Below are 26,085 nucleotides of genomic sequence, written 5' to 3' on the forward strand. Positions count from 1 at the left end.
AGGGCCGGCACCGCTGCGCTGCCGGCCCTTCGCGCTTCTTGTGGCGTTTTGCCTACGCCTTCCTCCGAGCGATGACGATCGCCGCTGCGACGCCCGCAGCAAGCACGACGGCCGCCGCAATCCACGTGGCTAGACCGCCCATGCCGCCGTCGCCCTCTGGCGCGGGCACCGCGGCCTTCGACTTCTCTTCTGCGGACGTGTAGACGACCTTCTCGGCCTTCGCCATCTCGGTGGTCGGGATCTCCACGCCTGCGGCCTTCGCCATCTCCTCGGGCGCAGAGCGGTAGTACAGGACCGCGCTGAGGGTCACCGCGCCGTCCGGCATCGTGAAAGCGACCTCGTCGGTGCTCGAGCCGCGCGGCGGGATGCGGTCGTCCTTGTAGATGCCGACGGCGTCCCACAGCTCCACGGGGTGGTTGCCCTTCGCGTCCTCAAGGACGGTGCCGAACTCGTGCTTCGTGCTGGCGATCTGTTTGCCGGCAGCGTCGAGCGCCTTCACTTCCAGCCACATCTGGCGGACCTCGGTGAGCCCCGTCGGGATGTAGTGGCCGGCGCCCACATTCGTGACCGTCACCACGGCCTTCGTCTGTTTCCCGGGCTCCACCACGTCAGGAACGTCGATCTCGACCTTCGCCGCCGCCTTCAGGCGCTCCTCGGCCCTCGCCGCATCGCCGAGTCCGACATTGCCGCCCGCGAACGTCATCGTGTAGATGTGCTCGCGCTCAGGGCCGCCCGCCGCGGCCTTCCCGGGGTTCGGCTTGGTGACGCCAGGGCCTGGGGTCATGTGGCAGTCCTGGCACACGATCCCTTCCTTGGCGTACGGGCCCTTCTTCCACTCGGAGTACGTCATCTCGAGGTGCATGCCGTTCACCGGGTGATCCACGTTGTGGCAGTTGCCGCAGAACTCCGCCGACTCATGGAACGCCGAGTACGCCGTCGCGTGGACGGGTGACACGGCATCTTTGAGCTGCGCGTGCTTCGCTCCGTCGGCCTGCACCTTGAGCGAGGTGTTGCCAAGCGCGCCTTCGGTTCCCACGACCTGGTGGCACAGGTCGCAGCCCACCCCCTGCTTGCCCTGCGGCGAGACTTTGCTTATGTCAAGCCCAGAGATCTCGCCCCCCATCACGGCCACGGGTGCGTGGCATCCGGTGCAGTAGGGGCCGAGAGCGCCCTTGGTCGCCTTGTCGGCCTCCGCGACCTTGTGGAGGTACAGCGGGTCCGTGAGCGCTTTCGCGTGCATCGACGCTTGCCACTGGTCGTAGAGCCCCGCGTGGCACCCGCACCCCTCCGCCGGCTGGAACTTGCTGCTCGGTATCGAGGGCAGGCCCCACGCCGCCGACGCTGCGCCGACCAGCAGCAGCGCTGCTGCGGCGCCGACGAGCGCCTGTTTGGATCTCATAGGCTCGCTCCCTTCGCTCTCCCTTGGCGGCCGCGATGGTACGGACGCGGGTATCATCTGTCGTGACCGTTTATTCCCTACAATCGGAAGGAGACGCCATGGTCGAGCGCTATCGCTGCAAGGGTTGCGGCTACTACCACGTCGGACCCGCACCGGAGCGCTGCCCGGTGTGCGGCGCGCCCCAGTCGTTCTTCGTGCCGTACGAAGGTCCCGGCGACCTTGCTGGCACCAAGACGCTCGAGAACCTGAAGGCGGCGTTCGCCGGCGAGTCGCAGGCCAACCGCCGCTACACGCTCTTCGCGCGCATCGCCCGCCTTGAGGGCGACGAGAGAGCTGCCGCTGCGTTCGAGCACGCGGCCGAGGAGGAGACCGCGCACGCCCTCGGCCACCTCGCGTACATGCGCGCGTTCGGCTCCACGGCGGACAACCTCAAAGCCGCAGCCGAGGGCGAGAACTACGAGACGGTCGACATGTACCCGTCCTTCGCCGAGATCGCCGAGCAGGAGGGCTTCCCGGAGATCGCGCAGTACTTCCGGGCGGTCGGCGGCTTCGAGCGGAAGCACCGCGACCGCTACCACGAGGTGCTCGAAAAGGAAGGCGGCGAGTGAGCCTTCCTGACATCGCAGCGTACGACCGTGCCGGGCTCGAGCGTCTGTTCTCAGAGATGGGCGAGCCGCGCTATCGGGCCCGGCAGGTCCTGCGCTGGCTGTGGGTGCGCGGCGCATCTTCCTTCGAGGAGATGACCGACCTTGCGGCGTCGTTGCGCCAGACGCTGGCTGAGCGCTTCACGATCGGCCGGCCCGAGCTCGTCGCACGCGAGGTCTCCTCGGACGGCACCAGGAAGTACCTGTGGCGCCTCGCCGACGGAGCGACGGTCGAATCGGTCGGTATCCCTTCGGGAAACCGGCTCACGGTGTGCTTCTCGACGCAGGCAGGGTGCGCGATGGGCTGCGCGTTCTGTGCAACAGGCGCGTCAGGATTCACACGCAACCTCTCCGCTGGCGAGATGGCCGCGCAGGTCGCCGGCGTTGCGCGCGACTTCTCCGCGCGGGTGTCGAACGCCGTCGCGATGGGTCAGGGCGAGCCGTTCGCGAACTATGACGCGACGCTTGCCGCGCTCCGGATCCTCAACGACCCGGACGCGCTCGGCATCGGCGCACGGCACATCACGGTGTCGACCTGCGGCATCGTTCCCGGCATCGAGCGCTTCGCGGCCGAGCCGGAGCAGTTCACGCTCGCAGTGTCGCTGCACTCGGCCGTCCAGACGACGCGCGACCGCCTGATGCCCGGCGTGCGTCGCTACCCGCTTGCCGCGCTCAAGGACGCACTCCTTCGGTACTTCGCGGCGACCGGCCGCCGCCCGACGCTTGAGGTCGCGCTCATCTCAGCCGTGAACGACACCGACGAGGAGATCGACTCCCTCGTCGCGTTCTGCACAGGAATGCCCGTGCACGTGAACCTCATCCCGATGAATCCCGTCGAGGGCTCGCCGTTCTCGCGCGCGAGCGACGAGCGCGTGCGGAAAGTGCTGCACGCGCTCTCGGATGCCGGCATCGAGACCTCGGTGCGCGCCGAGCGAGGCGCCGACATCAGCGCTGCGTGCGGCCAGCTCCGGCAACGCGTCTCGGGGGCCTGACCGAGCACAGGCCCCCGAGAGCCGGACAGCCGACGCACGCGTCGTGCCGGTACGCCCCGAGCGGCCGGAACCCGCCCGCGGCGATCCGCCCTACGAGGTCGCGCGCCTCGGCGTCCAGAGCGGCAGCGTCTGCGGCCCCGAACGACCAGGAAGCGCTCACGCTGCCTGAGCCGACGTCGTAGACGAGCGCCTCGACGCTCCTCGCTCCGGCTGCAAACCCCGCGAGGGCGTAGCAGCCCATCTGTCGGCGATACCGTTGCGCGTCGTCGCGCCCAGAGCCTGACGCCGGCCTCGCATGCCACTTGAAGTCCACGACGAGGGCCTCGTCGTCGGATGTGGCGAACACGTCCATGCGTCCCGACAGCACCGTCTCACCGAGCGCGAAGGCGAACGGCGCTTCTGCCAGCACGCGCTCGTGCGCCCGGAGCGCTGCGGCAAGCTCGCTTCGGTCGAAGGTCTGCACCGCTTCGACGAGGCGCGCTTCGTCCTCGTGGGACATGCGGTGCCGGCGGCTTACGGCCGCACGCCTGTCGGCGTTCCACGTGCCTGTCACCGCGTAGCGGAGCGCTTCGTGGACGATCGTGCCGAACTCGGTCGCGCCGCGGTCGGCGTGCGGATCCGCCAGCCTGAGCACGTGGCTTGCGTAGTAGCGGTAGGGACACCGTTCGAAGTCCTCCAGCCCCGACGGCGACACGCGGCGCGGCGCGTGGCCCGCCTGCTCGAGCGGCGGCCGTGGGCTGCGCTTTTTCTCGAGCGGGCCGCTCCTGAGAGGCGCAGCATCGAAGTCCCGCGCACCGTCGGCGTTGCGCTCCGCGGCCGCATCCGGGACCGTACGAGCGCCTCGGGCCGCGGCGTCATCCTGCCGCCCGTTCGGTGCCGGCCCTCCTGCTGTCTGAAGCGCTCGGCGCACGACGGGAACCGCGACCCCGCCGGCGACGACTGAGTCTTGGTCGGAAGCCGCCTCCAGCTCGATGCCGAGCGCTTCGAGCACGGCCCGCCGCGCGCCCCCGGGACGCCCTGGCGCCGCGCCGACCACGAAGAGCGCTTCTTCCGCACGGGTGAACGCCACGTACAGCAGCCGTTTCTCCTCCTCTTCGCGCTCCTTCTTCTCCTTCTCTTCGAGGAAGGCGTACGCGAACGGCTTCGGCTTCTTGGAGCTTCTCGACAGCGTCTCTGTCCCGCTCAGCAGCTCGGTCGGCATCCTGGTCGCGACCCTCGCCACCTCCCCCGAGCAGTCCACCATCGCGTCAGGGCTGTCGGACTTCTCCTGCTCGGTCATGCCCACGACGAACACCACGGGGAACTCGAGGCCCTTGGCTCCGTGCACAGTCATGATGCGAACGGCCTCGGTGCCCTCTGGGACCGGAGCCTGCGCGACGCCGAGCGCGGCGAGGTCCTTCTGGTCGGCCAGAAACCCCCGGATGCCGCGCCCCGACAACGCGTCGCTTTCGTCGGCGAGCCGGGCAAGCAAGAGCAGGTTCTGCCAGGCCCGCGCGCCCGCCGCACCTTGCTCGGCGAGGCGGGCGTCGTGCCCCATCGCCACAAGGGCGTGCACGAGGACGTCGCCTGGAGACAGCGCGCCGCGCCGCGATCGAGCGGACTCGACGGCGCTGCGCACCCGGCGGACCCGCTCGAGATCCGTCCCTGCGAGCACGGATTCTGCCTCGCGGACAGCCGACCACAGGCCGGCCTTCCCAGAGGCGTGGCGGAGACGGTACAGCCCGCCGTCGCTGACCCCGCCGAGACCGCCCGCGAGCACGTGCACCCACGCTTCGTCGTCGTGCACGTTGTCGATGACCCTCAGCAGCATCACGCCGTCTTGCGCCTCTGGCGTCGCGAAGAAGTCGCCGGCCGTGCTCACCGACTCGATGCTTCGCCGCCTCAGCGCCTCCTCGAACACGCGCGCCCGGCCGCTCAGCTGCCGCGAAAGGATCGCCACGTCGGAGGGCTTCACGATGCCCGCGTCGCACAGCCGCGCGATCTCCTCGGCCACGAGCGCGGCCTCTGCACGCCGCGCTTCGTGCGCTCGAGCGCCCTCGCCCACCGCGAGCAGCACGCGCACGCGCGGCTCGTGCGCAGGCCACGAGACCCGCTCCTGCTGGCGTGCGGGACGCAACCTGTCGTGCGCTGGGCCGAACAGCGCCGGGGCGCCGAACACGTGGTTCACGACCGCCAGAACGTCCGGGTGCGACCGCCGGTTCTCGGTGAGCGTCTTCACCACGCCCGTTCTCGCGAGCTCGTCGAAGACCGTCACGTCGGCGAATCGGAACCGGTAGATCGACTGCCGTTTGTCCCCCACCGCCACCAGGCTGCGGCCTGGCAAGGCGCTCACGATGCGGCTCTGCAGGCGGTTCGTGTCTTGGAACTCGTCGACCATGACCTCCACGAACCGCTCGCGGAGCTCGTCGGCGACGTCCGGCTTCTGGCTCAAGAGCCGCGCGACGAGTGTCTGCAGGTCTTCGAAGTCCACCGCCGAGGCCGCGCGTTTCGCGCTCGCATACGTCTCGGCGAACCGCGCCACCAGCGTGGCGATGCCGCGCTCGTACGGCGCGCACGCGATCTGCGCCAGGAGCGCCTTCGCCGACCCGAGCAGGTCTTTCGCCGCGCGCGCGGCTTCCTTGAACTCCTCGTTTCCGCGGGCCTCGATTCGACACTCCTCGAGTTCGTCGAGCGCATCGAGCGCTTGCCTCGGATCGCCGAAGCGAGCGCTCCTGGCAACTGCTTCCAGGAGCTCTGCTGCCCGCCGCGCGCTTTCGACGTTCGCGTCCCTCGTCGCGGTCTGCCTGAATCGCTCCATGTACGTGCCGAGCTCGCGCAGGCCTTCGGCCATGCGCTCGACGTGAAGTGGAGCCGGCGGATTGTGCGCGACGACGTTGCGCGGGTCGAGCCCTGCGGAGGCGACCTGGTCGTGCACGCTCCTGACGGTGCGCGCAACGGTCGCGACGCCCCACACGTCGAGCACGGCCAGCACGTCGGGGTCGCCCTCGTCCGCGCACGACGAGATCGCTGTCTCCATCGCCTGGGCCGCGAGGATGAGCGCTTCGTGCTCCGAAAGGACCCGGGAGCCCGGGTCGACGCCGATCTCGAGCCCGTGCTCCCGCAAGATCCGGCGGCACAGCCCGTGTATCGTCGAGACCCACGCGTCTGGGACCCGCCGCGCAGCGGCCCGGTCTCCCTCGGCCACCAACGCATCCCGTATCCGGCGCTTCAGCTCGCCGGCCGCCTTCTCGGTGAAGGTGACCGCAACGATGTTGTCGAGGTCGAGCCCCTGCTCGAGGCGGCGGAGGAACCGCGCCGTGAGCACCCGCGTCTTGCCGGCGCCCGCGCCGGCCGACACGACGACGCGCGGCGCTTCGGCCTCGACGGCGTCTCTCTGCTCGTCTGACAGCTCGATCCTCATGCTCTGCTTCCCTCGCACCACGTCCGCGCGATGCAGCTCGCGCACGCCTGGTCTTGGTACGGCTCGGGCTTCACGTTCCCCGACCGGATGCCCTTCACCGCTTCGGCTGCCCGCTCGACGGCCCTCGCGATGAGCGCCTCGATCCCCTCGGCGTCACGCGCGTCGCCGGCAGCAAGCCACGGGGAGCTCACGACGAGGGGGAGGTACGCGCCCCGGTCTTGCCCCACAGACATCGTACGGTAGATCATCCCGACCACCGGTTGGTCGTACAGCTTGGCGGCCGCGTACGAGTACAGCGGTGCCTGCAAGATGCGGTCCTCCTCGAACCGCGCTGCGCTCACGCCGCCTCCGGTCTTGTAGTCGCACACGATGAGACCGGCCTCGCCCGCATCGATACGGTCGATCCTGCCCCTGAGCTGCCATCCGTCGAGCTCGACCGCGCCGCTCTCCCCCACGCCGAAGGCGATCTCGTGAGCCACCGGAGCGAACCCCTCGAAGCTGACGGCGTCGCGCTCGAGCACCCGCCGCGTCCCGACGACCGCGCGGTCCATCTCCGCTTGCTCGTCGAGCGATTCCGGCGGCGGCTCGGACTGCACGACTTCGTCTGCGACCTTGGCGTGCACCTCGAGTGCTCGCGCAAGGAGCGCGGGCGTCACGCGTGCATTTCCCATTTCTTGCCATGCCTCGTAGAACCGCTGCAGGATCCGGTGCGCCACGCGACCCCTCTCGCGCGCGTCGATCGCCACGTCGATGCCCGCAGGCCTGAGCTCCCGTTCGTAGAACCAGCGCCGAGGACACCTCAAGTACGCTTCGAGTTCGCTCGCGGAGAACGCCGTTCGGCGCGCGAGCTCTTCCGCGACGTCCTCGGGCAGGCCGCGGCCACTCTCGTGGAGGACCGCGTGCGGAGCGCTCCCGCGCGTGCCGGCCTGCGACCGCAAGGCCTCTGTCCCGGGCGCCAGCGCCGGCGCGTCCGCTCGAGACTGGACGATCTGCGGGCCACGGCCTGGTTCGTAGGCGTCCAGGAGTTCGTCGATGAACAGCGAGGGGTCCTTCTCGTTGCCGTCGTCGTCGACCGCCTGCCACACGAGCACGAGCCGCCGCCGCGCTCCCGTGACGGCTTGGTAGAACAGCAGGCGCTCGTCGTCCAACCCGGCACGCGGGGCCGCGTCGATACCGAGACGCTCCAAGTCGTGCGTGGTCCGGCGCGGGAGGCCGAGCCCCGCGTCCACGCGCGGGAACTCGTCGCCTGTCATGCCGAGCACGATCACGGCGTCGAACCGGCGAGCCCGCACGCGCTCCGTGGAAGTCACGACGACGCCCGCAGCCAGGCCTTCGTCCGCGGGGATCCGCGCCTGTTCCAGCACGCGCGCCAGCGAGGCGGCATCGAGGCGGCCTTTGGCTTCCAGAACGGCGGAGGCGGCGTCCAGGACCGCCTGCCGCGCACGCGCGTCGAGCCGGCCGTCGCGATCCAGCACGGGAGATACCCCGTGCCGGTTGCGCAGCATCCGGTCGGCGATCCGTTGAAGCGCTTCGACGGCGGTAGCCTCATCGAGTGCCTCGAACGCAGCGAACGCCTCGCGCAGGAGCCGTCCCGCTTCGTCGGGCGCCCGTTCCGCTTCCCGCCGCATCTCGACCCCGTGAGGCGTGCGCCGCGTTCGCACGTCTCTCAGGTACCCGTCCGCCTCTTCGTGGCTCAGCCCTGCGTAGCCGCTTTGCAGGAAGCTGGCGAGGTGTTCTCGCCTCCCCTCCGCCACCAGCCTCACGAGCGAGACGACGGCGCGCCCAAGGCCGCTGTCGCGGAGGTGCCACGTGCCTTCGTAGCACCACGGGATCCCAGCAGCCTCCAGCGCCGCTCCCAGGCGTCGCGCGCGTCGACTCATGCCCCGCGCCACCACGGCGATTTCTTCTGCTGGAATGCCAGTATCTACCATCTCTGCTGCGGCGGCGGCTGCGGCCTCCGCTTCCCCGCGCAGCCCCAGAGCCGCCACCAGGCGCACCGCTCCTGTCGCGATCGCGTCTCGCGAGCCTCGTGCGAGCGACGACTGCAGCGCCCGCATCTCCTCTGCCGAGCCGGGCGGTGAGCCGGACACCTCGACTGTCTGTGTGGCGGGCAACCGCTGGAGCCGCTCCAGAAGCCCCGTCACCGCCCTGGTCGCGTCCGAGCCGGGCACGTACGTCAGCGCGACCATCACGTCGGTGTCCGCCCGTGCGGCCGACTCGATGAACGCCATCTGCGGCGGCGTGAAGGTCTCGAACCGGTTGATGCACACCACGTCCGGGAGCGCATCGCGCGTGACGGCCTGTGCGACGGCCGTGCGGGCCGCCGCCGCCTCGATGAGCCCTCGGGCGGCTATCTCCTCGTGGTACGCAGCGATCGCAGCGGCGAGCGCGCGGGCCTGCGGGTCGCTCGCAGCAGCGTGCTGCACGCCGGTCGGCTGCTCAGCTGCCCGCTGCACGAGCACCGGGAGGATGCGCATCGCTGCGCTTCTCGGAATCGCCTCGCTTACCAGGGATCCGAGGCGGTCGACGACTTCTTCAAGCACGACGAGCCTCTCGATCTCGCTGATACGCCGCCGACCGTCTCCCAGGGTGTTCCAGAGCCCGTCGAGGAACGCGTCCATCGTTTCGATCGAGACGCCGACGGGCAGCGACGTGCACAGCTCGCGCAGCGCCCGCTCGCGCTCAGGGATCGTAGGCAGCAGGACGGCAGCGCTCAGCCCGCGGCGCGCCGCGTCTCTCACCCGCTCGTACAGGACGCCGGTCTTGCCGGCGCTGCGATCGCCGATGACTATCGTGAGCCCCATGCCGCCTCCTCTACCGAGGGACGATAGCACGGGGCCCTGACATCATGGCGCCATCACGGTCCGGGAGTAGCGCTGGACACCGTCGCGCAGCCGAGCCACCCGCCTCCACGCCGCCTCTTCTTCGCGACCGAGGGCGTGATCCACCTGCGTCCCGATGAGCGCTGCCACGCGTTCTGCCCGATCGGCGACCGAACGAGCGAGGTCCGCTGCGCGCATGGCCTCGTTGGCGAGACGCCTGCGGGTTCGGGCCCCGCTGTCTGGCGCGACCATCAGCCCGATGATCACGCCCGCCGCCAGCCCGGCCGCTGCACCTATAGCAAAATATGTTACTCTCCGGCCGCTCATGGTGTAGTCTTCTTCCCTTCCTCGCCCGCGAACAGGATGCTCGTGATGCGTTCCAGGTCGCTCTCGTCTTGGAACTCTATCTCGATCTTGCACTTCCCTCTCGCCTGCCTGACGCGCACGGGCGATCCCAGCATGCGGCGCAACCTGCGCGCGATGATCTTGAACGTCCTCGGCATCGGCGGCCGTGGCTCGCGAGGGGCCTGGCCGGCCGCCATCAGCCGTGCCTGGTTCTCGGCCTCGCGGACAGAGAGCCCTCCTTGAACGATGCGGTGCGCCAGCGCGATCCTCTGCTCTTCGTTCGGAACGGAGAGAATGGCCCGGGCGTGGCCTGCCGTGAGGCGTCCGTCGTAGACCATCTCTTGCACCTCGTCAGGAAGGTCGAGCAATCGCAGCGCGTTGGTGACTGCCGAGCGGGACTTCGAGACCTTGTCGGCGAGCTCTGCCTGCGTCATCTGGTAGTCGGTCAACAGCTGGCGATAACCTCTCGCTTCTTCGATGGGATTCAGATCCTCGCGCTGCAGGTTCTCGATCAGCGCCAGCGCCAGCGCCTCGGTCTCAGAGCACGCGATGATGCGCACCGGGACCTTGTCGAAGCCCGCTGCCCGCGCCGCGCGCCACCTGCGCTCCCCTGCGATGATCTGGTAGCCCTCGGCGTGCGGACGCACGACGATGGGCTGCAGCAGGCCGACCTTCCGCAGGGAGTCCGCAAGTTCGTCGATCTGCTGCTCGTCGATGGCTGTCCGCGGCTGGCTGGGGTTCGGGCTTATCAGCTCGATCGCCACTTCCTGCGGCTCTGTACCCGTGAACTCCTGCCCGGCCCCCGGAATCAGCGCCGACAGACCCTTGCCGAGACCTCTCTTAGACACGGCTCAACACCTCCGCAGCCAAGGACCGGTACGCTTCGGCACCGCGCCCAGTGGGATCGAACACCGTCACCGGCTGCCCGAAGCTTGGCGCTTCTGACACCCGCACGCTTCGCGGAATCACCGTCTCGAACACCTTGTCGCCGAAAAAGTCCCGCACCTCCTCTAAGACGGCTTGCGAGAGCTTCGTCCGCGAGTCGTACATGGTCATCACGACACCGAAGATCTCCAGGCCGGGGTTGAGGTGCGTCTTCACAAGCTTGAAGCTTTCCAGGAGTTTGCTGAGGCCTTCGAGCGCGTAGTACTCGCACTGGACGGGGATGATCACACCATCTGCGGCCGTGAGCGCGTTCACCGTGAGCAGACCGAGAGACGGCGGACAATCGATGAGTACGAAGTCGAAGTCGTGCAGGATGGGGGAGAGCACGCCTTTGAGCTTGGTCTCCCGGCTGAATGCAGAAACGAGCTCGATCTCGGCCCCCGCGAGCTGGATGGTCGCCGGCACGACGAAGACGTTCTCGACAGATACCGGCTCGATCAGCGTCTCTACGGGCGTTCCTGACAGAAGTGCGTTGTACACGCATTCTTGGCGCTGGTTCTTGTCCAGCCCGAAGCCGGAAGTCGTGTTTCCCTGCGGATCGAGGTCGACCAGTAGGACCCCCCTGCCCATGTCGCCCAGGGCGGCCGCGAGGTTGACCGCGGTCGTGCTCTTGCCGACGCCGCCCTTCTGGTTCACCACCGCCAGCACGCGAGCCTTGCGAGACTCCCCGCCCGTCGCTTCCGTTCCCAGATCTGCTCCCATGGACGCTCCTCTTCACGAACCCCTCCGCAGTATATGCTACGGCGTGGGGGCAGGGAAGAAGGCGCCGTCATCCGAGCGGGCGTTTGGCCGCCATTCCTGGTCGGCGCGGCAGGCGAACCGTCGGCTCGGCGATCTTCTCGTACACGATCGCGACCCGCTGGTGTCCGCTGGGAAGCTCGTACCGGCGTTCCGAGCGGATCGCCATCCCACACAGCTTCGCAGCGCGCGCGCCCCGGTCGAGTTCGTCAGTCGTCGGTCGGCCCTTGTACGCGAGCAGCCAGCCTCCGACGCGCAGCAGCGGAGCCGCGAGCTCCACCACCGTGGCAAGCTCCCCTACTCCGCGCACCACTGCGAGCGAGAAGAGGCCAAGGCTCGCATCGGCGTATTCCTCTGCGCGCGCGTTCACGACGCTCACGCCTGGGAGTCCGACCGTCTCGACGACCTCTTCGAGGAAACCTGCCTTCTTCTGCGTGGCCTCCAGCAAGACACACGGGCGTCCCGTCACGATGGCGAGCGGTATTCCCGGATACCCCCCGCCTGTGCCGATGTCGACCATCGGGCCCTCAGGTCCCCCGACCGCTTCGTGGACGGCCGCAACCGAGTCGACAATGTGGAGCTCCACGAACTCCTGAACGTCTTTGATCGCGGTGAGGTTCATGCGCTCGTTCGCAGCAAGCACGAGATCGGCGTGATGCGCGAGCGCCTCTGCCTGTTCGAGAGAAACGGGAACGCCGGCCGCGTCGAGTGCGGAGCGCACGCTTTCCGCATCCACCGTCGTCGGCCAGCGCTCTGCATGTTTCACGTGAAACCGTCCGTTCGTTGCACCCAGGTGTTTCACGTGAAACACCGGCGAAGCTCTTAGCGCGGAGAGATGACCACCTGGCGGGCCGGCTCGTCGCCTTCGGACGCCGTCGTCACGCGCTTGTCGTCTCGCAGCGCGACGTGCACGGCCTTGCGCTCGAACGCCGACATGGGCCGAAGGGTCACGGGGCGTCCCGTGCGAGCTACGCGCTCGGCCGCCCGCTTCGCGATCTCTTCGATCTTCATGCGCTGGCGGTACCGGTAGCCGGACACGTCCACCATCAGCGGATGCCGGACCTCGCTCACGCGGTGTGCGATGGCCGCGACCAAGACATGGAGCGCATCGAGCGTCCGGCCGTGCCGTCCGATGAGAACGCCAAGGTCGTCGCTTCCCACGACGTCGAGGATGAGCTCACCCTCGTCGCCCTCGTACTCCTCGATCTCGGCGGACATCCCGATGAATCCCAATACGCGCGTGATGACGTCGCTTGCGGTGTCGGCCAGAGCGTCCAGCTCCTCGTCCTCTGGGGACAGCTCGAGTTCGTCACCTTGATCTTCGACGACGTCGCCAGGAACCTCCGCATCGTGCGATTCCGACACAGGTACCGGGTCTTTGAGCCAGACGCGCACCTTCGCCGGCCGGTCGTGACCGATCACGCGGTGAGCGCCTTCGTCCAGGACCTCGTAGCGCACGGCGTCTTGCTGGACCCCGAGACGCTCAAGCGCGGCATCGATCGCCTCCGCCACGGACGGGCCTTCTTGGATCACTTCTCGTTCCGTCACTTCTCGACCTCTTTCTCGGAATACGCACGCGTCAGTGCATACTGCTGGACGAGTTGAAGAACGCTCGACGTCACCCAGTAGACGAGGACGCCGGCGGGCACGCTCCACCCGAAGAACAGCATCATGACCGCCATGTACAGCCCGATCATCCGCTGCTGACGGTCCTTCGACTGCGTCACCTGCGGCAGATACACGCTGAGTCCGAAGAGCACGACGAGCAAGATGTAGGGGAGTGCACCGACCAAGCCGGCTTCACCGAAGACGGTTTTCGGCGTCGATGTAAGGTCGGGCAGGATCACCCAGAAGCGCTTCGCGGCCTCCGCCTGCGCGGGCCCCATGGAGGCGATGTGCTTCAAGAAGAGGCCCGGTTTCTCCGGTGTACCGCCGAGGGTTCGGTACAGCGCGATCAAGATGGGGAACTGCAGGAGCGTAGGCAGGCATCCGCCAAATGGATTGACCTTGTGCTCCTCGTAGAACTTGAGCGTCTCGGCCTGCAGCTTCTCCTTGTCGTTCTTGTACTTCTCCTGCAGCGCCTTCAGCTTCGGTTGGATCCTCTGCAGCTCGTGCATCGACCGTATCTGCTTGACCGTGAGCGGCAGGAGCACGACGCGCACCGCCACGGTGAGCAACACGATGGCGAACCCGTAGTCGTGCACCCACCCGTAGAAGTAGTTGAGGATTGCGAAGAGCGCGTTCTCTAAGGCCTGCACTGTTCACTCCTCTGTCCGTCACGGCCTGCTGCCGCGAAGCATCTCCGGTCTGCGCGGAAACGCGCGCTCTTTGTATTGGCTCTGTCGCTCATGGCACTGGATCGAACCCGCCTGGGTGGAATGGGTGGCACCGTGCTATCCGCTTCAGCGAGAGCCACGAGCCCTTGACGAGCCCATACCGCTCGAGCGCCTCCACTGCATACTGGGAGCACGTCGGATAGTACCTGCACGAAGACGGTAGGGCAGGGGAGACGACCCTCTGATACGCCCGGACGACCCAGATGGCGAGCTGTGCGCCCGGCGACCTCATCGCTTCACACCCGCTCGGTCGAGCGCGCTGCTGAGGGCCTCATCCAGGTCCGCTGGGCTGGCAGAGAGCGCGCTGGGTCGGGCGATCACAGCCACGTGGTGTCCTGGCCACGGACCGCCGGCGCGGCGCACCGCCTCTCGCAAGACGCGCTTCGCCCGGTTGCGACGCACCGCGTTCCCTATACTTCGGCCTGCCACGATCATGAGGCGCCCGTCTCGGGCGGACTCGCCGCCGCACTCGCGCACAATTACTGTCAGAAAATGGGTTCTCGCGGCCCTGCCTTCATCGAACAGCCGTTCGATATCCGCCTTCTTGGTCAGCGTGCCCCGCATCGCGGGCACCGCCTGATCCTCGCCGTCAGGCCGCGCTCGGAGCGAGGACCTTCCGGCCCTTCCGACGTCGCGCCGCGAGAACGGCACGCCCGCCCTTGGTGGACATGCGCGCCCTGAACCCGTGGGTCTTCGCCCTCTTGCGATTGTTCGGCTGGTATGTCCGCTTCACAGTGATCCTCCGTTCACGCCGAGCACATGGCTGGCACAGTAGTAAGCCGCATGATACTACCCGTCTGGCCTCCTCGTGGTCAAGGACCGGCGGCGCGATCGCACCCCGTGGCAGGCTTCGGCGTTTCGACAACCTCTGCACACAAAGCCCCGGAAACAAATTCTTCGAAATCTGTGGATAGTGGGGAAAACGCAGGATTCTCTCGTGTGGAACCTGTGGATAACGCGTTTCGCTCGATTGTTGGGCCCGTCGGCCCTCTGGTAGAATCGCCGCTGTCGCCGAGCCGACCGTCTTTGGCTCAAGACCTTGAAAAACCGCAGGTAGAAGCCCTGATTGTGTCGGTTCGTGCAATCTCGCACAGGTGGATGCCGCACCGCCGACGCCACCAGCGAGATCGTACGGAACGGGTTTTCTCGCGTATCCACACCGCTGGCCTCGAGGATCGGCGGCGCGGACGACTCCGACGCCCGTTTTCCACGGGGACCCATCTCGTGTGCGTGCCGATCGGGGCTTTTCGAAGACAGGATTCCGGGCTTGTCCACAGATGTGGAAAGGTCTGTGGATACTCCCGGAAAACCGCTCGCTGGCTGGTGTCTTGGCTGATGCCGGAAGCTGAAAGCGGGCAGACGCTGCGCCACGACTGTCGCTCGCTTCGGCGCGAAGGGGTGTGGACGGCGTTGTGGACGACGATGTGGATATTCCGCGCTTCCGGGCGAGAGGGGGTGTGATGAGGCAGTTCTACGCGGCCACTGAGACCGCCTCTGGCGGTGCCGTTGTGGACTACCCTTCGTCCGCCCAGACAGCTGCGGACGCCCACGACGACCTCGGCGCACTTCGCGCCCGGATCGCGGTCTACGACTCCCCGGCCGCTCCTCCCCGCGTGGAAGACGTCGTCGCTCAGGGGGCGCGCGCCTTCATCGACACGCTTTCGTCTACCGTGTACGAGCTCGCTCACCAAGCAGGCGGGTCGATCCCGTTCGTCGTGATTCGCGAGATCGCCGAGAACCTGATTCACGCCGATTTCCGGGAGGCCGTCGTCACCATCACCGATGGCGGCAACACCATCCGCTTCTCCGATCAGGGCCCCGGCATCCGCGACAAGGACCGCGCGGTTCTTCCAGGCTTCTCCACGGCGTCTGCCAGCATGAAGTCGATCATCCGCGGGGTCGGCTCTGGTCTTCCGGTCGCCCGGGAATGCCTGTCATTCAGCGGCGGTTCGCTGTCGTTGGAAGACAACCTCGGGCACGGAACCGTCGTGACGCTTACGGTCTCCGGCGACCACGGGCACGCGTCTGCGCGTGAAGAACCGTATGCCTCGTCGTTTCCACGGCTCTCGACCCGGCAGAAGCAGATCTTGTCGCTCACGCTCGAACTCGGCTCGATCGGCCCATCGTCTGTTTCCCGCGAGCTTGGCATCGCCTTGTCCACGGCGTACCGCGACCTTGAGGCGCTCGAGCGGCTCTCGTTGCTCGCGAGCGACGACACCGGTAAGCGCTCCTTGACACCTCTCGGAGAACGGGTGCTGGTCCGGCTGCTGGACGGAGGGGCAGGGCTGTGATGGTCGCTGGCACCGCCGCTCTGTGGACAGACGCGCTCGAGATCGTGCGCTCAGAGCTCAACACACCCACATTCAAGACGTGGTTCGAGCACACGGCGCCGCTCCGCCTCGATGAGGACGTGTTCGTCGTGGGCGTTCCGAACGAGTTCGCTCGCGACTGGCTGGATTCTCGCTACTCCGGGCTGCTCGCTGCCGCACTGAGCCAGGTCGCCGGCCGGCCGCTTCGGGTCTCTTTCGAGGTCTCGGACAGCCCCGCCGTCGTGGTGGAGCGCGCGGTCGTCGAGCAGCAGGCCGCGGAACCGGATCGCCCGGATGGGCGCCGCTCCCGGCACACAGACGAGGTCGAGTTCAACCCGAAGTACACCTTCGATTCGTTCGTCGTCGGTTCGTCGAACGAATTCGCCTACCACGCAGCGCTCGCAGTCGCGGAGACGCCGGGCGGCGCGTACAACCCCTTGTATATCTATGGCGGGGTCGGCCTTGGCAAGACGCACTTGCTTCAAGCCATCGGCCACTACGTCTCAGCGAGCTTTCCCCACAAACGTGTCAAGTACGTGTCAAGCGAGCAGTTCACGAACGACTTCATCAATTCCATCGGTGATCGCGACAAGAGCCGCATCGACGGTTTCCGGCGACAGTACCGCACCAACGACGTGCTGCTCGTTGACGACATCCAGTTCATCGCGGGCAAGGAGCAGACCCAAGAAGAGTTCTTCCATACCTTCAACGCGTTGCAGCAGGCAGGAAAACAGATCGTCTTGTCCTCAGATAAGCCCCCGAAGGACATCGGCAACATCGAAGACCGGCTGCGCAGCAGGTTCGAGATGGGCCTTATCACGGATATCCAGCCGCCTGAGCTCGAGACGCGTATCGCCATCCTGCGGCGCAAGGTGGAAGCCGAGCGCCTGCTCGTGCCCGACGAGGTCCTTTCATTCATCGCAGAGCGCATCGCGAGCAACATCCGCGAGCTCGAGGGTGCACTCATCAGAATCGTGGCCTTCAGCTCGCTTACGCGCGCGCCGATCGATCTCGACCTTGCTTCGGCGGTCTTGAAAGACATCTTCCCTGAGCGCTCCGCTCGACCGATCTCCATCGCGACGATCCAGCAGGAGGTCTGCAAGTTCTACGGGATTTCGAAGGCCGATCTCACAGGAAGCAAGCGCTCGCAGGCCTACGTGTACCCTCGTCAGATCGCCATGTACCTTGCGCGCGAGCTCACTGACTTCTCGCTTCCTCGCATCGGACAGGAGTTCGGTGGGCGTGACCACACCACCGTCATCCACGCCACTGCGAAGATCCGCAAACTCATGAACGAGCAGCGCGAAGTCTACAATCAAGTGCAGACGCTCACGAACCAGATCAAGAAACGGAGTTGATAACCGTGTGGAGAACAGGTGAGGGAGGTGTGGATAACACGTCTGATGTGTTGACAGGTGTCGGTGTGTACACGTCCTGTGGGAGAACCTCTGTTCTATCCACAGGTGCCGTCCTCATGGACACACCCGCTCCGAACTCGAAAGACCGTGGTTTTCCACACTATCCACAGCCCTGACTGTTACGATGAGGTTTGTTGAGAGAAGAGAGGAATAACCATGAAGGTCTCGCTCGCCCGAACCGAACTGGCAGACGCGCTTTTCATCATCAACCGTGGTCTCTCTTCTCGAACCACGCTCCCGATCCTCTCGGGTGTGCTGCTCACAGCCAAGGGCGACGATCTCGTGTTGAACTCGACAGACCTCGACGTGTCGGTGAAGACCGGAGTCAAAGCACGAGTCGATGAAGCCGGCAGCACCGTCGTACCGGGGAGGTTGTTCGGGGACATCATCAGGAGCCTTCCTGAAGGCGCGGTGAGCGTCGAGACTGAAGGAACGAGCGTACGTGTCGTGTCTGGCACGAGCTCGTTCACGCTGAAGACGCTCTCACCGGACGAGTTCCCGCGCTTCCCAGAGGTCGATTCCGAGAACGAAGTGACGCTCGAGGTCGGGCTGTTCACGACGATGGTGCAGAAGGTGGCCCGAGCGGTGAGCAAGGACGAGACGCGACCTGTGTTGACAGGAGCCCTCGTCGAAGTGAGCGACGGGAACGTGACCATGGTCTCGACCGACTCGTACCGGTTGTGTCTAGCAGAAGCGAGCGGACAGAACGAGTCACGGCAGTTCAGCGCAGTCATCCCAGGTCGAGCACTCGACGACGTGTCGAAACTGGTCGCCGGATCCGAGGGCGTCACGATCGCCTCAGCACAGAATCAGATCGTGTTCGTGTTCGGAGGGACGACGTTCGTCACACGGAGGATAGAAGGCGTCTTCCCGAACTACAAACAGCTTCTGCCCTCCGAGTACGAGACGCGCGTCACTGTGAACAAAGAAGAGATGCTCTCCGCCGTGCGCCGTGTGTCTCTCATGGCGCAGCACAGTGCACCTGTGAGAGTGACGGTGTCTCCAGAGGAGCGGACGCTCGTGCTCTCGGCACAGACGCACGACGTCGGCGATGCGACCGAGGTCGTCGAGGCCGACGTCGAGGGCCAGCCAGTCGAGATGGCCTTCAACCACGCGTACCTTACGGACGGCATCACCGGCGCCGATTCGGAGAAGATCACGCTCGACATCGTGAGCCCCATGAAACCCGGCGTGATCCGCGCAGGGGAGGACATCTCCTACACCTACCTGCTCATGCCTGTTCGACTCGGGTGAGACGTGCCGCTGCACATTGGCCGCATCACGCTCGAGCACTTCCGGAACCACCGGTTCTTCGATTCCGGGACGCTTGCACGCACGGCGGTCTTCATCGGGCCGAACGGCTCAGGGAAGACGAACGTGCTCGAGGCTATCGACCTTGTGATAAGCGGGAGGTCCTTCCGGCAAGCGCGCCTCGAAGACGTCGTCGAATGGGGGGAAGCCAGCGCGCAGGTGCGCCTGTTCGGAACGCGCGACGGTGCACAGACCGAGGTCGAAGAGAGGATCGCGTTCGACGGCGACAGACGCCTTCTCATCGACGGGATCGAGAAGAAGCGCAGAAGCGAGGCCTTGCGAGGCACGCACACGGTCGTGTTCCGCCCAGACGACCTCGATCTCGTGAAGGGCTCCGCAGACGTACGGCGCGACGCGATCGACGCGCTCGGAGGCCGCCTGTCGGACGCGTACGCGCACACGCGGCGGGAGTACCTGAAGGTCGTCCGTCACAGGAATGCGCTGCTTCGGGAGTGGAAGGCCACCAAGACCGACCTCGCGGTGTGGACGCAGCAGGCCGTCATGCTCGGCGCTCGCCTGCTCGTGCACCGGCGGAGGCTCGTCGCGCGGCTGTTCGATCACGTGGCGGCACAGCACGAGAACTTGAGTGAGGCTGCTGTGCTGTCAGTCGAGTACCACGACCGGTGCGGTCTTGGGATCACAGACCCGCACGTCGAGGTTTCTCTCGACGAGGCGAAGGCCGCGCTCGCGGCCGAGTTCGTGAACCGCGAGAGCGACGAGCGAGAGAGGGCGACGACCGTCGTCGGGCCTCACAGAGACGACCTCGTGCTCTTGCTCGACGGGCGAGAGGCCAGGCGGTTCGCGTCACAAGGCCAGCAACGGAGCATCGCGCTCGCGTGGAGGATCGGCGAGATGCGGACGATCGCTGACGTGTCAGGGGCGGAGCCTATCCTTCTGCTCGACGACGTGATGTCCGAGCTCGACGAGCGAAGGCGAGCAGCGCTGCAGGCGTGCATCGGTGAAGCGGTGCAGACGATGATCACGACGACAGACAGGTCGCACGTCCCGGAAACAGGAGAAGCGGTCAGCGTGGTCGACCTGGGAAGAAGCGATGGCTAGGAAGAAGCGCATCGGGTCGGTGGCGCGCATCGGAGAGCTCGCCGAGGAGGTGTTGCGGCGCAGCGACCGGAGCGGCGGCTTCGCTGGCGCACGGGTCTGCGCTGCCTGGGAAAGTGTGGCGGGGCCTGCCGTGGCCGCCCATTCCCGGGCCGTCCGGGTGACAGAAGGCGAGCTCCTCGTCGCTGTAGACTCCCCGGCGTGGGCGAACGAGCTGGCGCTGATGAGCGGCTCGTATCTTACCGAGCTACACCGGCGGGTCGGCAAGGATTCAGTAAGGGCGATCCGCTTCACTGTCTCTCGAAGCGCGCGGTCCCGCACCAGCACGAAACCAGAGCGGCGGCACCGGCAGCCTGTGGCCCTGCCGTCGGACGAGGAGGTCCGGGCAGCGCTGACGGAGGTGCCTGAGAGCATCTCGGATCCGGCGCTCAAAGAGGCGATCGCGCGAGCCTTGGCCGCGCTCCGCAAGGCGGGGTCTTTGAACGGTGCCGACACGGCCCGCGACCAGCGGTGATGCGTCCGCGCGAAGCCGCGCCAGCACTACCGGTTGTGCTAGAATGTACCGACACATTCAACATGTCGTGGTTCCGCATGCGTGCGAAGAAGGGACCTTCGTGGCAGTCTCGAACAGCTCGTACTCAGGCAAGGACATCCAGGTCCTCGAAGGCCTTGAAGCGGTCCGGAAACGCCCGGGCATGTACATCGGCTCCACCGGCCCCAAAGGGCTCCACCACCTCGTGTACGAGGTGGTGGACAACTCGGTCGATGAGGCCCTCGCGGGCTTCTGCACCACGATCGAGGTCATCATCCACCCCGACAACTCCGTCACCTGCATCGACAACGGCCGCGGCATCCCGGTCGACAACGTTCCGAAGTACCGCAAGCCGGCCGTCGAGGTGGTGCTCACCATCTTGCACGCAGGCGGCAAGTTCGGCGGCGAGGGATACAAGGTCTCAGGCGGTCTGCACGGCGTCGGCGTGTCCGTCGTCAACGCGCTCTCGAAGCGGCTCGAGGTCGAGGTCAAGCGCGACGGCAAGGTCTGGCAGCAGGTCTTCGAGCGCGGCAAGCCCACCGGACCGCTGCGGGCGGTGGGGAAGAGCAGGGCCACCGGCACGAAGATCACGTTCTGGCCGGACCCCGAGATCTTCGAGACCACGGAGTTCTCATGGGACACGCTGGCGACACGGCTTCGCGAAACGGCGTTCCTGAACAAGAACCTGAAGATCACCCTCGTCGACGAGCGGGAACTCGAGCCGAGGCGCGAGGAGTTCCGCTACGCGGGCGGCATCGTCGACTTCGTGCGTTACCTCAACGAGAAGCGCGAGGCGCTCCACGCCAAGCCGATCTACTTCGAGACCGAAGGGCCGGAGGGCGCGGTCGAGGTAGCGATGCAGTGGACGACGGGCTACACGGAGACGGTGCTTGCGTTCGCCAACAACATCAACACCCACGAGGGCGGTACGCACCTGGAGGGTTTCAAGAACGCGCTTACGCGCACCATCAACGACTACGCGCGCAAGCAGGGCCTGCTGAAAGAGAAGGATGAGAACCTCGCGGGTGAGGACATCCGCGAAGGGTTGACGGCCATCATCTCCGTGAAGCTGCGCGAACCGCAGTTCGAGGGGCAGACGAAGACCAAGCTCGGCAACACCGAGATGCGCTCGTTCGTACAGACCGCGGTGACTCAGGCGCTCACAGACTACCTCGAGGAGCACCCCAAGCCGGCACGGCTGATCGTGACGAAGGCGGCACAGGCCGCCAAGGCGCGCGCTGCGGCCCGAAAGGCCCGCGAGCTCACGCGGCGCAAGGGGCTGCTCGAATCGACGACGCTGCCCGGAAAGCTCGCAGACTGCTCGATCCGGGAAGCCGAGCTCACGGAGATCTTCTTGGTGGAGGGCGACTCGGCGGGCGGGTCTGCCAAGCAGGCACGCGACCGGTCGTTCCAGGCGATCCTGCCGCTCAGAGGCAAGATACTGAACGTCGAGAAGGCCAACATCAACCGCGCGTTGGCTTCAGAGGAGATCCAAGCGCTCATCACGGCGCTCGGCACCGGCGTCGCGGACGACTTCGACATCGAGCAGGCGCGCTACCACAAGGCCATCATCATGACCGACGCCGACGTGGACGGCAGCCACATCCGGTGCCTCATCCTCACGTTCTTCTACCGGTACATGCGCGAGATGATCGAGCGCGGGTACGTCTACATCGCGCAGCCGCCGCTGTACAAGGTCACGATCGGCAAGAAGCACGAGTACGCGTACAACGACAAGCAGCTCCAAGAGATCCTGGCGCGGTTGCCTGAAGGCACGAAGTACACGCTCCAGCGCTACAAGGGTCTCGGCGAGATGAACCCCGAGCAGTTGTGGGAGACCACGATGGATCCGGAGCGCAGGACGCTCCTCAAGGTCACGCTCGACGACGCTCTTGCGGCAGAAGAAGCGTTCGTGGATCTCATGGGCGAGCAGGTCGAGCCGCGCAAGGAGTTCATCCAAAGGCACGCCAAGAACGTCAGGTTCCTGGATGTGTGAGGCCGGCACGCGGAGGCGGGCGACACGACATGGGCGATGTCCCGCGCAGAGAGCCACGGAAGTTCGAGCCGCCTCCCTGGGAGCGCGACGCGTTCGAGGAGCTCCGGCGCCGCAAGGAGCAGGAGCGGGCGGAACGCGAGCTGGAAGAAGCGCTCGAGCGGGCGCGGCTCTCTGCAACGCAGCAGGCGCAGCAGGCGGCCCAAGGCCAACCCGCGGCCGAGCGGCCCGAAGCGGAGCGGCCCGAAGCGGCGCCTGCCGTTCCGGCGGCGGGGCAGATCGACGAGCGGCAGATCGAGCGGATGCTGATCGAGCTCTCGCTCGAAGAGCCGCGGGCCTCCGAGCACGTATCGGCGGTCGCGACGGTGGTCGCAGCGGCGATGGCGGCAGCGGGGCTCGGGTTCGTGGTGTGGTCGGCCGTGCTGTTCGCACGGACGCGGGCATCAGACGCGGTGGCGGCGGCATCTCCGCTGGTCACGACCATCGCGTCGCTTCTGATGATGTTGTGGGGCTTCATGATGATCGGGGGCGGCGTGCTTCTCTGGAGGAGGCACAACGTCCGATGACAGATGGTGAGGAGCGGAAGCGTGTCTGACGAGATTCCGGGCGCCGGGACCGTACTTCCCGTCGACATCGAAGAAGAGCTGAGGACGTCGTTCCTCGAGTACTCGATGAGCGTCATCGTGGCGCGCGCTCTTCCCGACGTGCGCGACGGGCTGAAGCCGGTGCACCGGCGGATCCTGTACGCGATGAACGAGTCGGGGCTCACACCCACGCGGCCGTACAAGAAGAGCGCGTGGACCGTCGGCGAGGTCATCGGCAAGTACCATCCGCACGGCGACCAGGCCGTGTACGACACGATGGTGCGCATGGCGCAGGACTTCGCGATGCGCGTCCCGCTCATCGACGGACACGGGAACTTCGGGTCGGTGGACGGTGACAGCGCTGCGGCGATGCGGTACACCGAGGCGCGGCTGCACCGGGCAGCGATGGAGCTCCTGCGCGACATCGAGAAGGAGACGGTCGACTTCGGCCCCAACTACGACGAGTCGCTGCAAGAGCCGCTCGTGCTCCCGAGCCGCTTCCCGCACCTGCTCGTCAACGGCAGCGCCGGCATCGCGGTGGGCATGGCCACCAACATCCCGCCGCACAACCTCGGCGAGGTCATCGACGCGACGACGCTGCTCATCGACAACCCTGACGCGACGGTCGACGACCTGCTCGCGGTGCTGCCCGGCCCCGACTTCCCGACCGGCGGCATCATCATGGGCCGCGACGGCATCCGCCAGGCGTACGAGACGGGTCGGGGCAGCATCAAGGTCCGGGGCAAGGCGCACATCGAGCAGACCTCGACCGGAAAGATGCGGATCATCATCACGGAGATCCCGTACGGCGTGCAGAAGAGCAAGCTCGTCACCAAGATCGCCGACCTGGTGCGCGAGAAGAAGCTGCCGGAAATCTCAGACCTGCGCGACGAGTCCGACCGCAAAGGCATGCGGGTCGTCATCGAGCTCAAGCAGTCGGCCGTGCCGCAGGTGGTGCTCAACAAGCTCTATAAGCACACGCCGCTCGAGACGGGGATGGGCATCATCCAGCTCGCGCTCGTTGACGGCGTGCCGCGCACGCTCACTCTCAAAGAGATGCTCCACTACTACATCGAGCATCAGAAGGAGGTCATCACCCGCAGGACCAGGTACGACCTGCGCAAGGCCGAAGAGCGGGCGCACATCCTCGAGGGCTACATCATCGCGCTCGACAACATCGACGAGGTCATCGCGATCATCAAGTCGAGCGAAGACGACGCGCAGGCCAAGCAGCGCCTGATCGAGCGGTTCGGGCTTTCCGAGGCGCAGACCGAGGCCATCCTCGAGATGCGCCTGCGCCGCCTCACCGGCCTGGAGCGCCACAAGATCGAAGAGGAGCTGGCCGAGCTCCGCGAGAAGATCGCGTGGTACAAGAAGGTGCTCGCGGACGTGCGCCTCGTGCTGCAGATCATCAAAGACGAGCTCGCCGAGATCAAGGCGAAGCATGCCGATCCTCGGCGCACCGAGATCACCGGCACCGTCGAAGACCTCGACGTCGAGGACCTCATCGCCGAAGAGGACATGGTGGTCACCATCACGAAGCGCGGCTACGTGAAGCGCCTGCCGGTGGCGACCTACCGCCAGCAGCGTCGCGGCGGCAAGGGCATCAGCGGCGTGAACCTGAAAGACGGCGACTTCGTCGAGCACCTCTTCATCAGCTCGACGCACGATTACGTGCTGTTCTTCTCGAACAAGGGCAAGGTCTACCGGATGAAGGTGCACGAGCTTCCGCTCGGCTCGCGGCACGCCCGTGGCACCGCCGTGGTGAACCTGCTGCCGTTCGAGCAAGACGAGCGCATCGCGGCCGTCATCACGACGCGCGAGTTCCGCGACGACGAGTACCTGCTGTTCGCCACCGCGAGCGGGCTCGTGAAGAAGACCGCCATGCAGGCCTACGACCGCTCGCGCCGCGACGGCATCATCGCCATCAACCTCCGCGAGGGCGACGAGCTCATCGCGGTCCGCCGCGTGCAGAAGGGCCAGCGAGTGGTGATGGTCTCCGCTGAGGGCAAGGCCATCGTCTTCGACGAGTCCGACGTCCGCCCGATGGGCCGGGGCACGACCGGCGTGCGCGGGATGTCGGTGAAAGAGGGCGATCAGGTGCTCGGCATGGAGATCGCCACCGAGGGCAGCGACCTGTTCGTCGTGACGGAGCGCGGCTACGGGAAGCGGACGCCGCTTGCAGAGTACCCGGTGCAGAAGCGCGGCGGCATGGGCGTGAAGACCATCCAGGTGACACCGAAGAAGGGCCGGTTGGCCGGCATGAAGGTCGTCGGCCGCGACCACGAGCTCATGCTCATCTCCGAAGAAGGCGTCGTCATCCGCGTGAAGGTCGAGGACATCAGCCGCCTCGGGCGGTCCACGCAAGGCGTGAAGGTCATGAACGTGGGCGAGACGGACCGCGTGTCGGCCATCGCGCGGGTGCGCACGCAGGCGAAGCGCAAGCCAGTTCCCGAAGGCCAGCAGTCGCTTCTGGTGGAGGGCCCTGCTGCGCCGGCCGCAGACGACCGTGAGGCCGAGGCCGAGGAGCTCGTGGGCGAAGAATTCGATGAAGAGGAGTGACGCTGGCGCCCCGGACGGCCCGCTTCAGGCGGTCCTGTTCGACTTCGACGGGACGCTCGCCGACAGCATCCCGCACATCCGCGCGTCGTTCCAGCACGCCGTACGCGAGGTGCTCGGCGAGGAGATCCCCGACGAGGTGCTGCTGCGCAACGTCGGGATGCCGCTCGCGCAGCAGATGCGGATCTTGACAGACGACGAGGAGGTCGCCGAGCGCCTGCTCCACGCCTACCGCGCGTACAACCACGCGACGCACGACGAGATGGTGCGCGCGTTCCCTGGCGCGCACGAAGCGCTAGCGGCCATCCGGTCGACAGGGGCGCGGCTCGGGCTCGTCACCTCGAAGAGCAGGCCGATCGCAGAGCGCGGCATCCAGCTTCTCGGCATGCGCGACGCGTTCGACGTGGTGGTGACAGCGGACGACGTGGCGGCTCACAAGCCGGACCCGACGCCGGTCCTCCACGCGCTCGCCGGGCTCGGGGTGGACGCTTCGGATGCTGCCTACGTCGGCGACAGCTCCGCAGACGTCGCCTCAGCCAAGGCGGCCGGAGTGCTCGCCGTGGCCGTTACCTGGGGAGTCGCGCCGCGCGAGCGCCTGATGGAAGCGGAGCCGGACCTCATCGTGGACTCGCTGGACGAGCTCCTTGCTGCGCTCGGGTTCGAAGCGGTCGCCTGCGAGAGCGACGGTACGGACGGGTAGGA

Annotated in this window: 23 protein-coding genes; 11 read left to right on the plus strand and 12 right to left on the minus strand. The window is 66.7% G+C overall.

What is annotated here, in order from left to right; all coding sequences use genetic code 11:
- Positions 1-52: 52 nt before the first annotated feature.
- Positions 53-1,399 (minus strand): multiheme c-type cytochrome, encoded by a 1,347-nt coding sequence (locus MX659_RS00915; RefSeq protein ID WP_267191611.1) that lies wholly within the window; start codon positions 1,397-1,399, stop codon positions 53-55.
- 98 nt (positions 1,400-1,497) lie between these two features.
- Here MX659_RS00915 and MX659_RS00920 point away from each other — a divergent pair, with 98 nt between their 5' ends.
- Both MX659_RS00920 and rlmN read left to right on the plus strand, forming a co-directional pair.
- On the plus strand, positions 1,498-2,007 hold the full coding sequence (locus tag MX659_RS00920) for a ferritin family protein (RefSeq protein ID WP_267191612.1): 510 nt from the start codon (positions 1,498-1,500) through the stop codon (positions 2,005-2,007).
- Entirely contained in the window at positions 2,004-3,035 is a 1,032-nt protein-coding gene (gene rlmN / locus MX659_RS00925; RefSeq protein WP_267191613.1) for a 23S rRNA (adenine(2503)-C(2))-methyltransferase RlmN, read from the plus strand. The genes MX659_RS00920 and rlmN overlap by 4 nt, the downstream gene beginning before the upstream one ends.
- Here the strand turns inward: rlmN and MX659_RS00930 are convergent.
- The 11 genes from MX659_RS00930 to rpmH form a co-directional block, all read right to left on the minus strand.
- Positions 2,989-6,435: a UvrD-helicase domain-containing protein gene (locus MX659_RS00930; protein ID WP_267191614.1), complete on the minus strand. Its 3,447-nt coding sequence runs from the start codon at positions 6,433-6,435 to the stop codon at positions 2,989-2,991. The two genes, rlmN and MX659_RS00930, sit on opposite strands and share 47 nt — an antisense overlap.
- Positions 6,432-9,239 (minus strand): PD-(D/E)XK nuclease family protein, encoded by a 2,808-nt coding sequence (locus MX659_RS00935; RefSeq protein WP_267191615.1) that lies wholly within the window; start codon positions 9,237-9,239, stop codon positions 6,432-6,434. Before MX659_RS00935 ends, MX659_RS00930 begins: the two co-directional genes overlap by 4 nt.
- Before the next feature lie 42 nt (positions 9,240-9,281).
- Positions 9,282-9,584 (minus strand): YtxH domain-containing protein, encoded by a 303-nt coding sequence (locus MX659_RS00940; RefSeq protein ID WP_267191616.1) that lies wholly within the window; start codon positions 9,582-9,584, stop codon positions 9,282-9,284.
- The gene (locus tag MX659_RS00945) at positions 9,581-10,450 is read right to left on the minus strand and encodes a ParB/RepB/Spo0J family partition protein (protein ID WP_267191617.1); all 870 of its coding nucleotides are present in this window, start codon (positions 10,448-10,450) and stop codon (positions 9,581-9,583) included. Before MX659_RS00945 ends, MX659_RS00940 begins: the two co-directional genes overlap by 4 nt.
- Entirely contained in the window at positions 10,443-11,249 is an 807-nt protein-coding gene (locus MX659_RS00950) for a ParA family protein (RefSeq protein ID WP_267191618.1), read from the minus strand. The genes MX659_RS00945 and MX659_RS00950 overlap by 8 nt, the downstream gene beginning before the upstream one ends.
- A 67-nt stretch (positions 11,250-11,316) precedes the next feature.
- Positions 11,317-12,051, minus strand: coding sequence for a 16S rRNA (guanine(527)-N(7))-methyltransferase RsmG (gene rsmG / locus MX659_RS00955; protein WP_267191619.1), 735 nt, complete (start codon positions 12,049-12,051; stop codon positions 11,317-11,319).
- A 56-nt stretch (positions 12,052-12,107) separates the two neighbouring features.
- Complete coding sequence (jag, locus tag MX659_RS00960; protein WP_267191620.1) at positions 12,108-12,833, minus strand: RNA-binding cell elongation regulator Jag/EloR; 726 nt, start codon at positions 12,831-12,833, stop codon at positions 12,108-12,110.
- Complete coding sequence (locus MX659_RS00965) at positions 12,830-13,543, minus strand: YidC/Oxa1 family membrane protein insertase (RefSeq protein WP_267191621.1); 714 nt, start codon at positions 13,541-13,543, stop codon at positions 12,830-12,832. The genes jag and MX659_RS00965 overlap by 4 nt, the downstream gene beginning before the upstream one ends.
- Positions 13,544-13,631: 88 nt before the next feature.
- Positions 13,632-13,853 carry a membrane protein insertion efficiency factor YidD gene (gene yidD, locus MX659_RS00970; protein WP_267191622.1) on the minus strand — a complete coding sequence of 74 codons (222 nt, stop codon included), beginning with the start codon at positions 13,851-13,853 and terminating at the stop codon, positions 13,632-13,634.
- Entirely contained in the window at positions 13,850-14,185 is a 336-nt protein-coding gene (locus tag MX659_RS00975) for a ribonuclease P protein component (RefSeq protein ID WP_267191623.1), read from the minus strand. Before MX659_RS00975 ends, yidD begins: the two co-directional genes overlap by 4 nt.
- A gap of 25 nt (positions 14,186-14,210) precedes the next feature.
- Positions 14,211-14,354 (minus strand): 50S ribosomal protein L34, encoded by a 144-nt coding sequence (gene rpmH, locus MX659_RS00980; RefSeq protein ID WP_267191624.1) that lies wholly within the window; start codon positions 14,352-14,354, stop codon positions 14,211-14,213.
- A gap of 727 nt (positions 14,355-15,081) precedes the next feature.
- Here rpmH and MX659_RS00985 point away from each other — a divergent pair.
- From MX659_RS00985 to MX659_RS01025, 9 genes are all read left to right on the plus strand, one after another.
- Positions 15,082-15,912: an ATP-binding protein gene (locus MX659_RS00985; protein ID WP_267191625.1), complete on the plus strand. Its 831-nt coding sequence runs from the start codon at positions 15,082-15,084 to the stop codon at positions 15,910-15,912.
- A complete protein-coding gene (dnaA, locus tag MX659_RS00990) occupies positions 15,912-17,288 on the plus strand; it encodes a chromosomal replication initiator protein DnaA (protein WP_267192480.1) in 1,377 nt (458 codons plus the stop codon). The genes MX659_RS00985 and dnaA overlap by 1 nt, the downstream gene beginning before the upstream one ends.
- A gap of 216 nt (positions 17,289-17,504) precedes the next feature.
- Positions 17,505-18,602: a DNA polymerase III subunit beta gene (gene dnaN / locus MX659_RS00995; protein WP_267191626.1), complete on the plus strand. Its 1,098-nt coding sequence runs from the start codon at positions 17,505-17,507 to the stop codon at positions 18,600-18,602.
- Between the two features lie 3 nt (positions 18,603-18,605).
- Entirely contained in the window at positions 18,606-19,718 is a 1,113-nt protein-coding gene (gene recF / locus MX659_RS01000; RefSeq protein WP_267191627.1) for a DNA replication/repair protein RecF, read from the plus strand.
- Positions 19,711-20,229 (plus strand): DUF721 domain-containing protein, encoded by a 519-nt coding sequence (locus tag MX659_RS01005; protein WP_267191628.1) that lies wholly within the window; start codon positions 19,711-19,713, stop codon positions 20,227-20,229. Before recF ends, MX659_RS01005 begins: the two co-directional genes overlap by 8 nt.
- 100 nt (positions 20,230-20,329) lie before the next feature.
- The gene (gene gyrB, locus MX659_RS01010; RefSeq protein ID WP_267191629.1) at positions 20,330-22,243 is read left to right on the plus strand and encodes a DNA topoisomerase (ATP-hydrolyzing) subunit B; all 1,914 of its coding nucleotides are present in this window, start codon (positions 20,330-20,332) and stop codon (positions 22,241-22,243) included.
- A gap of 29 nt (positions 22,244-22,272) precedes the next feature.
- Entirely contained in the window at positions 22,273-22,806 is a 534-nt protein-coding gene (locus tag MX659_RS01015; RefSeq protein ID WP_267191630.1) for a hypothetical protein, read from the plus strand.
- Positions 22,807-22,809: 3 nt separating this feature from the next.
- Positions 22,810-25,386, plus strand: a complete 2,577-nt coding sequence (gyrA, locus tag MX659_RS01020; RefSeq protein WP_407674444.1) for a DNA gyrase subunit A — start codon at positions 22,810-22,812, stop codon at positions 25,384-25,386.
- Positions 25,373-26,083 carry an HAD family hydrolase gene (locus tag MX659_RS01025; protein ID WP_267191632.1) on the plus strand — a complete coding sequence of 237 codons (711 nt, stop codon included), beginning with the start codon at positions 25,373-25,375 and terminating at the stop codon, positions 26,081-26,083. The genes gyrA and MX659_RS01025 overlap by 14 nt, the downstream gene beginning before the upstream one ends.
- Positions 26,084-26,085: the final 2 nt, after the last annotated feature.

It is taken from the genome of Parvivirga hydrogeniphila (assembly GCF_023371205.1).
GTDB classification, from domain to species: Bacteria; Actinomycetota; Coriobacteriia; order Anaerosomatales; family Anaerosomataceae; genus Parvivirga; species Parvivirga hydrogeniphila.

What these genes read in the sequence shown, in the direction of transcription:
- MX659_RS00935 (WP_267191615.1), bottom strand. Translation starts at nt 9,239, where the DNA reads ATGGGGCTCACGATAGTCATCGGCGATCGCAGCGCCGGCAAGACCGGC.
- MX659_RS00985 (WP_267191625.1), top strand. Translation starts at nt 15,082, where the DNA reads ATGAGGCAGTTCTACGCGGCCACTGAGACCGCCTCTGGCGGTGCCGTT.
- dnaA (WP_267192480.1), top strand. Translation starts at nt 15,912, where the DNA reads ATGGTCGCTGGCACCGCCGCTCTGTGGACAGACGCGCTCGAGATCGTG.
- dnaN (WP_267191626.1), top strand. Translation starts at nt 17,505, where the DNA reads ATGAAGGTCTCGCTCGCCCGAACCGAACTGGCAGACGCGCTTTTCATC.
- MX659_RS01015 (WP_267191630.1), top strand. Translation starts at nt 22,273, where the DNA reads ATGGGCGATGTCCCGCGCAGAGAGCCACGGAAGTTCGAGCCGCCTCCC.
- MX659_RS00975 (WP_267191623.1), bottom strand. Translation starts at nt 14,185, where the DNA reads ATGCGGGGCACGCTGACCAAGAAGGCGGATATCGAACGGCTGTTCGAT.
- MX659_RS01025 (WP_267191632.1), top strand. Translation starts at nt 25,373, where the DNA reads ATGAAGAGGAGTGACGCTGGCGCCCCGGACGGCCCGCTTCAGGCGGTC.
- gyrA (WP_407674444.1), top strand. Translation starts at nt 22,810, where the DNA reads ATGGTGAGGAGCGGAAGCGTGTCTGACGAGATTCCGGGCGCCGGGACC.
- MX659_RS00920 (WP_267191612.1), top strand. Translation starts at nt 1,498, where the DNA reads ATGGTCGAGCGCTATCGCTGCAAGGGTTGCGGCTACTACCACGTCGGA.
- MX659_RS00915 (WP_267191611.1), bottom strand. Translation starts at nt 1,399, where the DNA reads ATGAGATCCAAACAGGCGCTCGTCGGCGCCGCAGCAGCGCTGCTGCTG.
- MX659_RS00930 (WP_267191614.1), bottom strand. Translation starts at nt 6,435, where the DNA reads ATGAGGATCGAGCTGTCAGACGAGCAGAGAGACGCCGTCGAGGCCGAA.
- yidD (WP_267191622.1), bottom strand. Translation starts at nt 13,853, where the DNA reads ATGAGGTCGCCGGGCGCACAGCTCGCCATCTGGGTCGTCCGGGCGTAT.
- MX659_RS00950 (WP_267191618.1), bottom strand. Translation starts at nt 11,249, where the DNA reads ATGGGAGCAGATCTGGGAACGGAAGCGACGGGCGGGGAGTCTCGCAAG.
- MX659_RS00940 (WP_267191616.1), bottom strand. Translation starts at nt 9,584, where the DNA reads ATGAGCGGCCGGAGAGTAACATATTTTGCTATAGGTGCAGCGGCCGGG.
- MX659_RS01005 (WP_267191628.1), top strand. Translation starts at nt 19,711, where the DNA reads ATGGCTAGGAAGAAGCGCATCGGGTCGGTGGCGCGCATCGGAGAGCTC.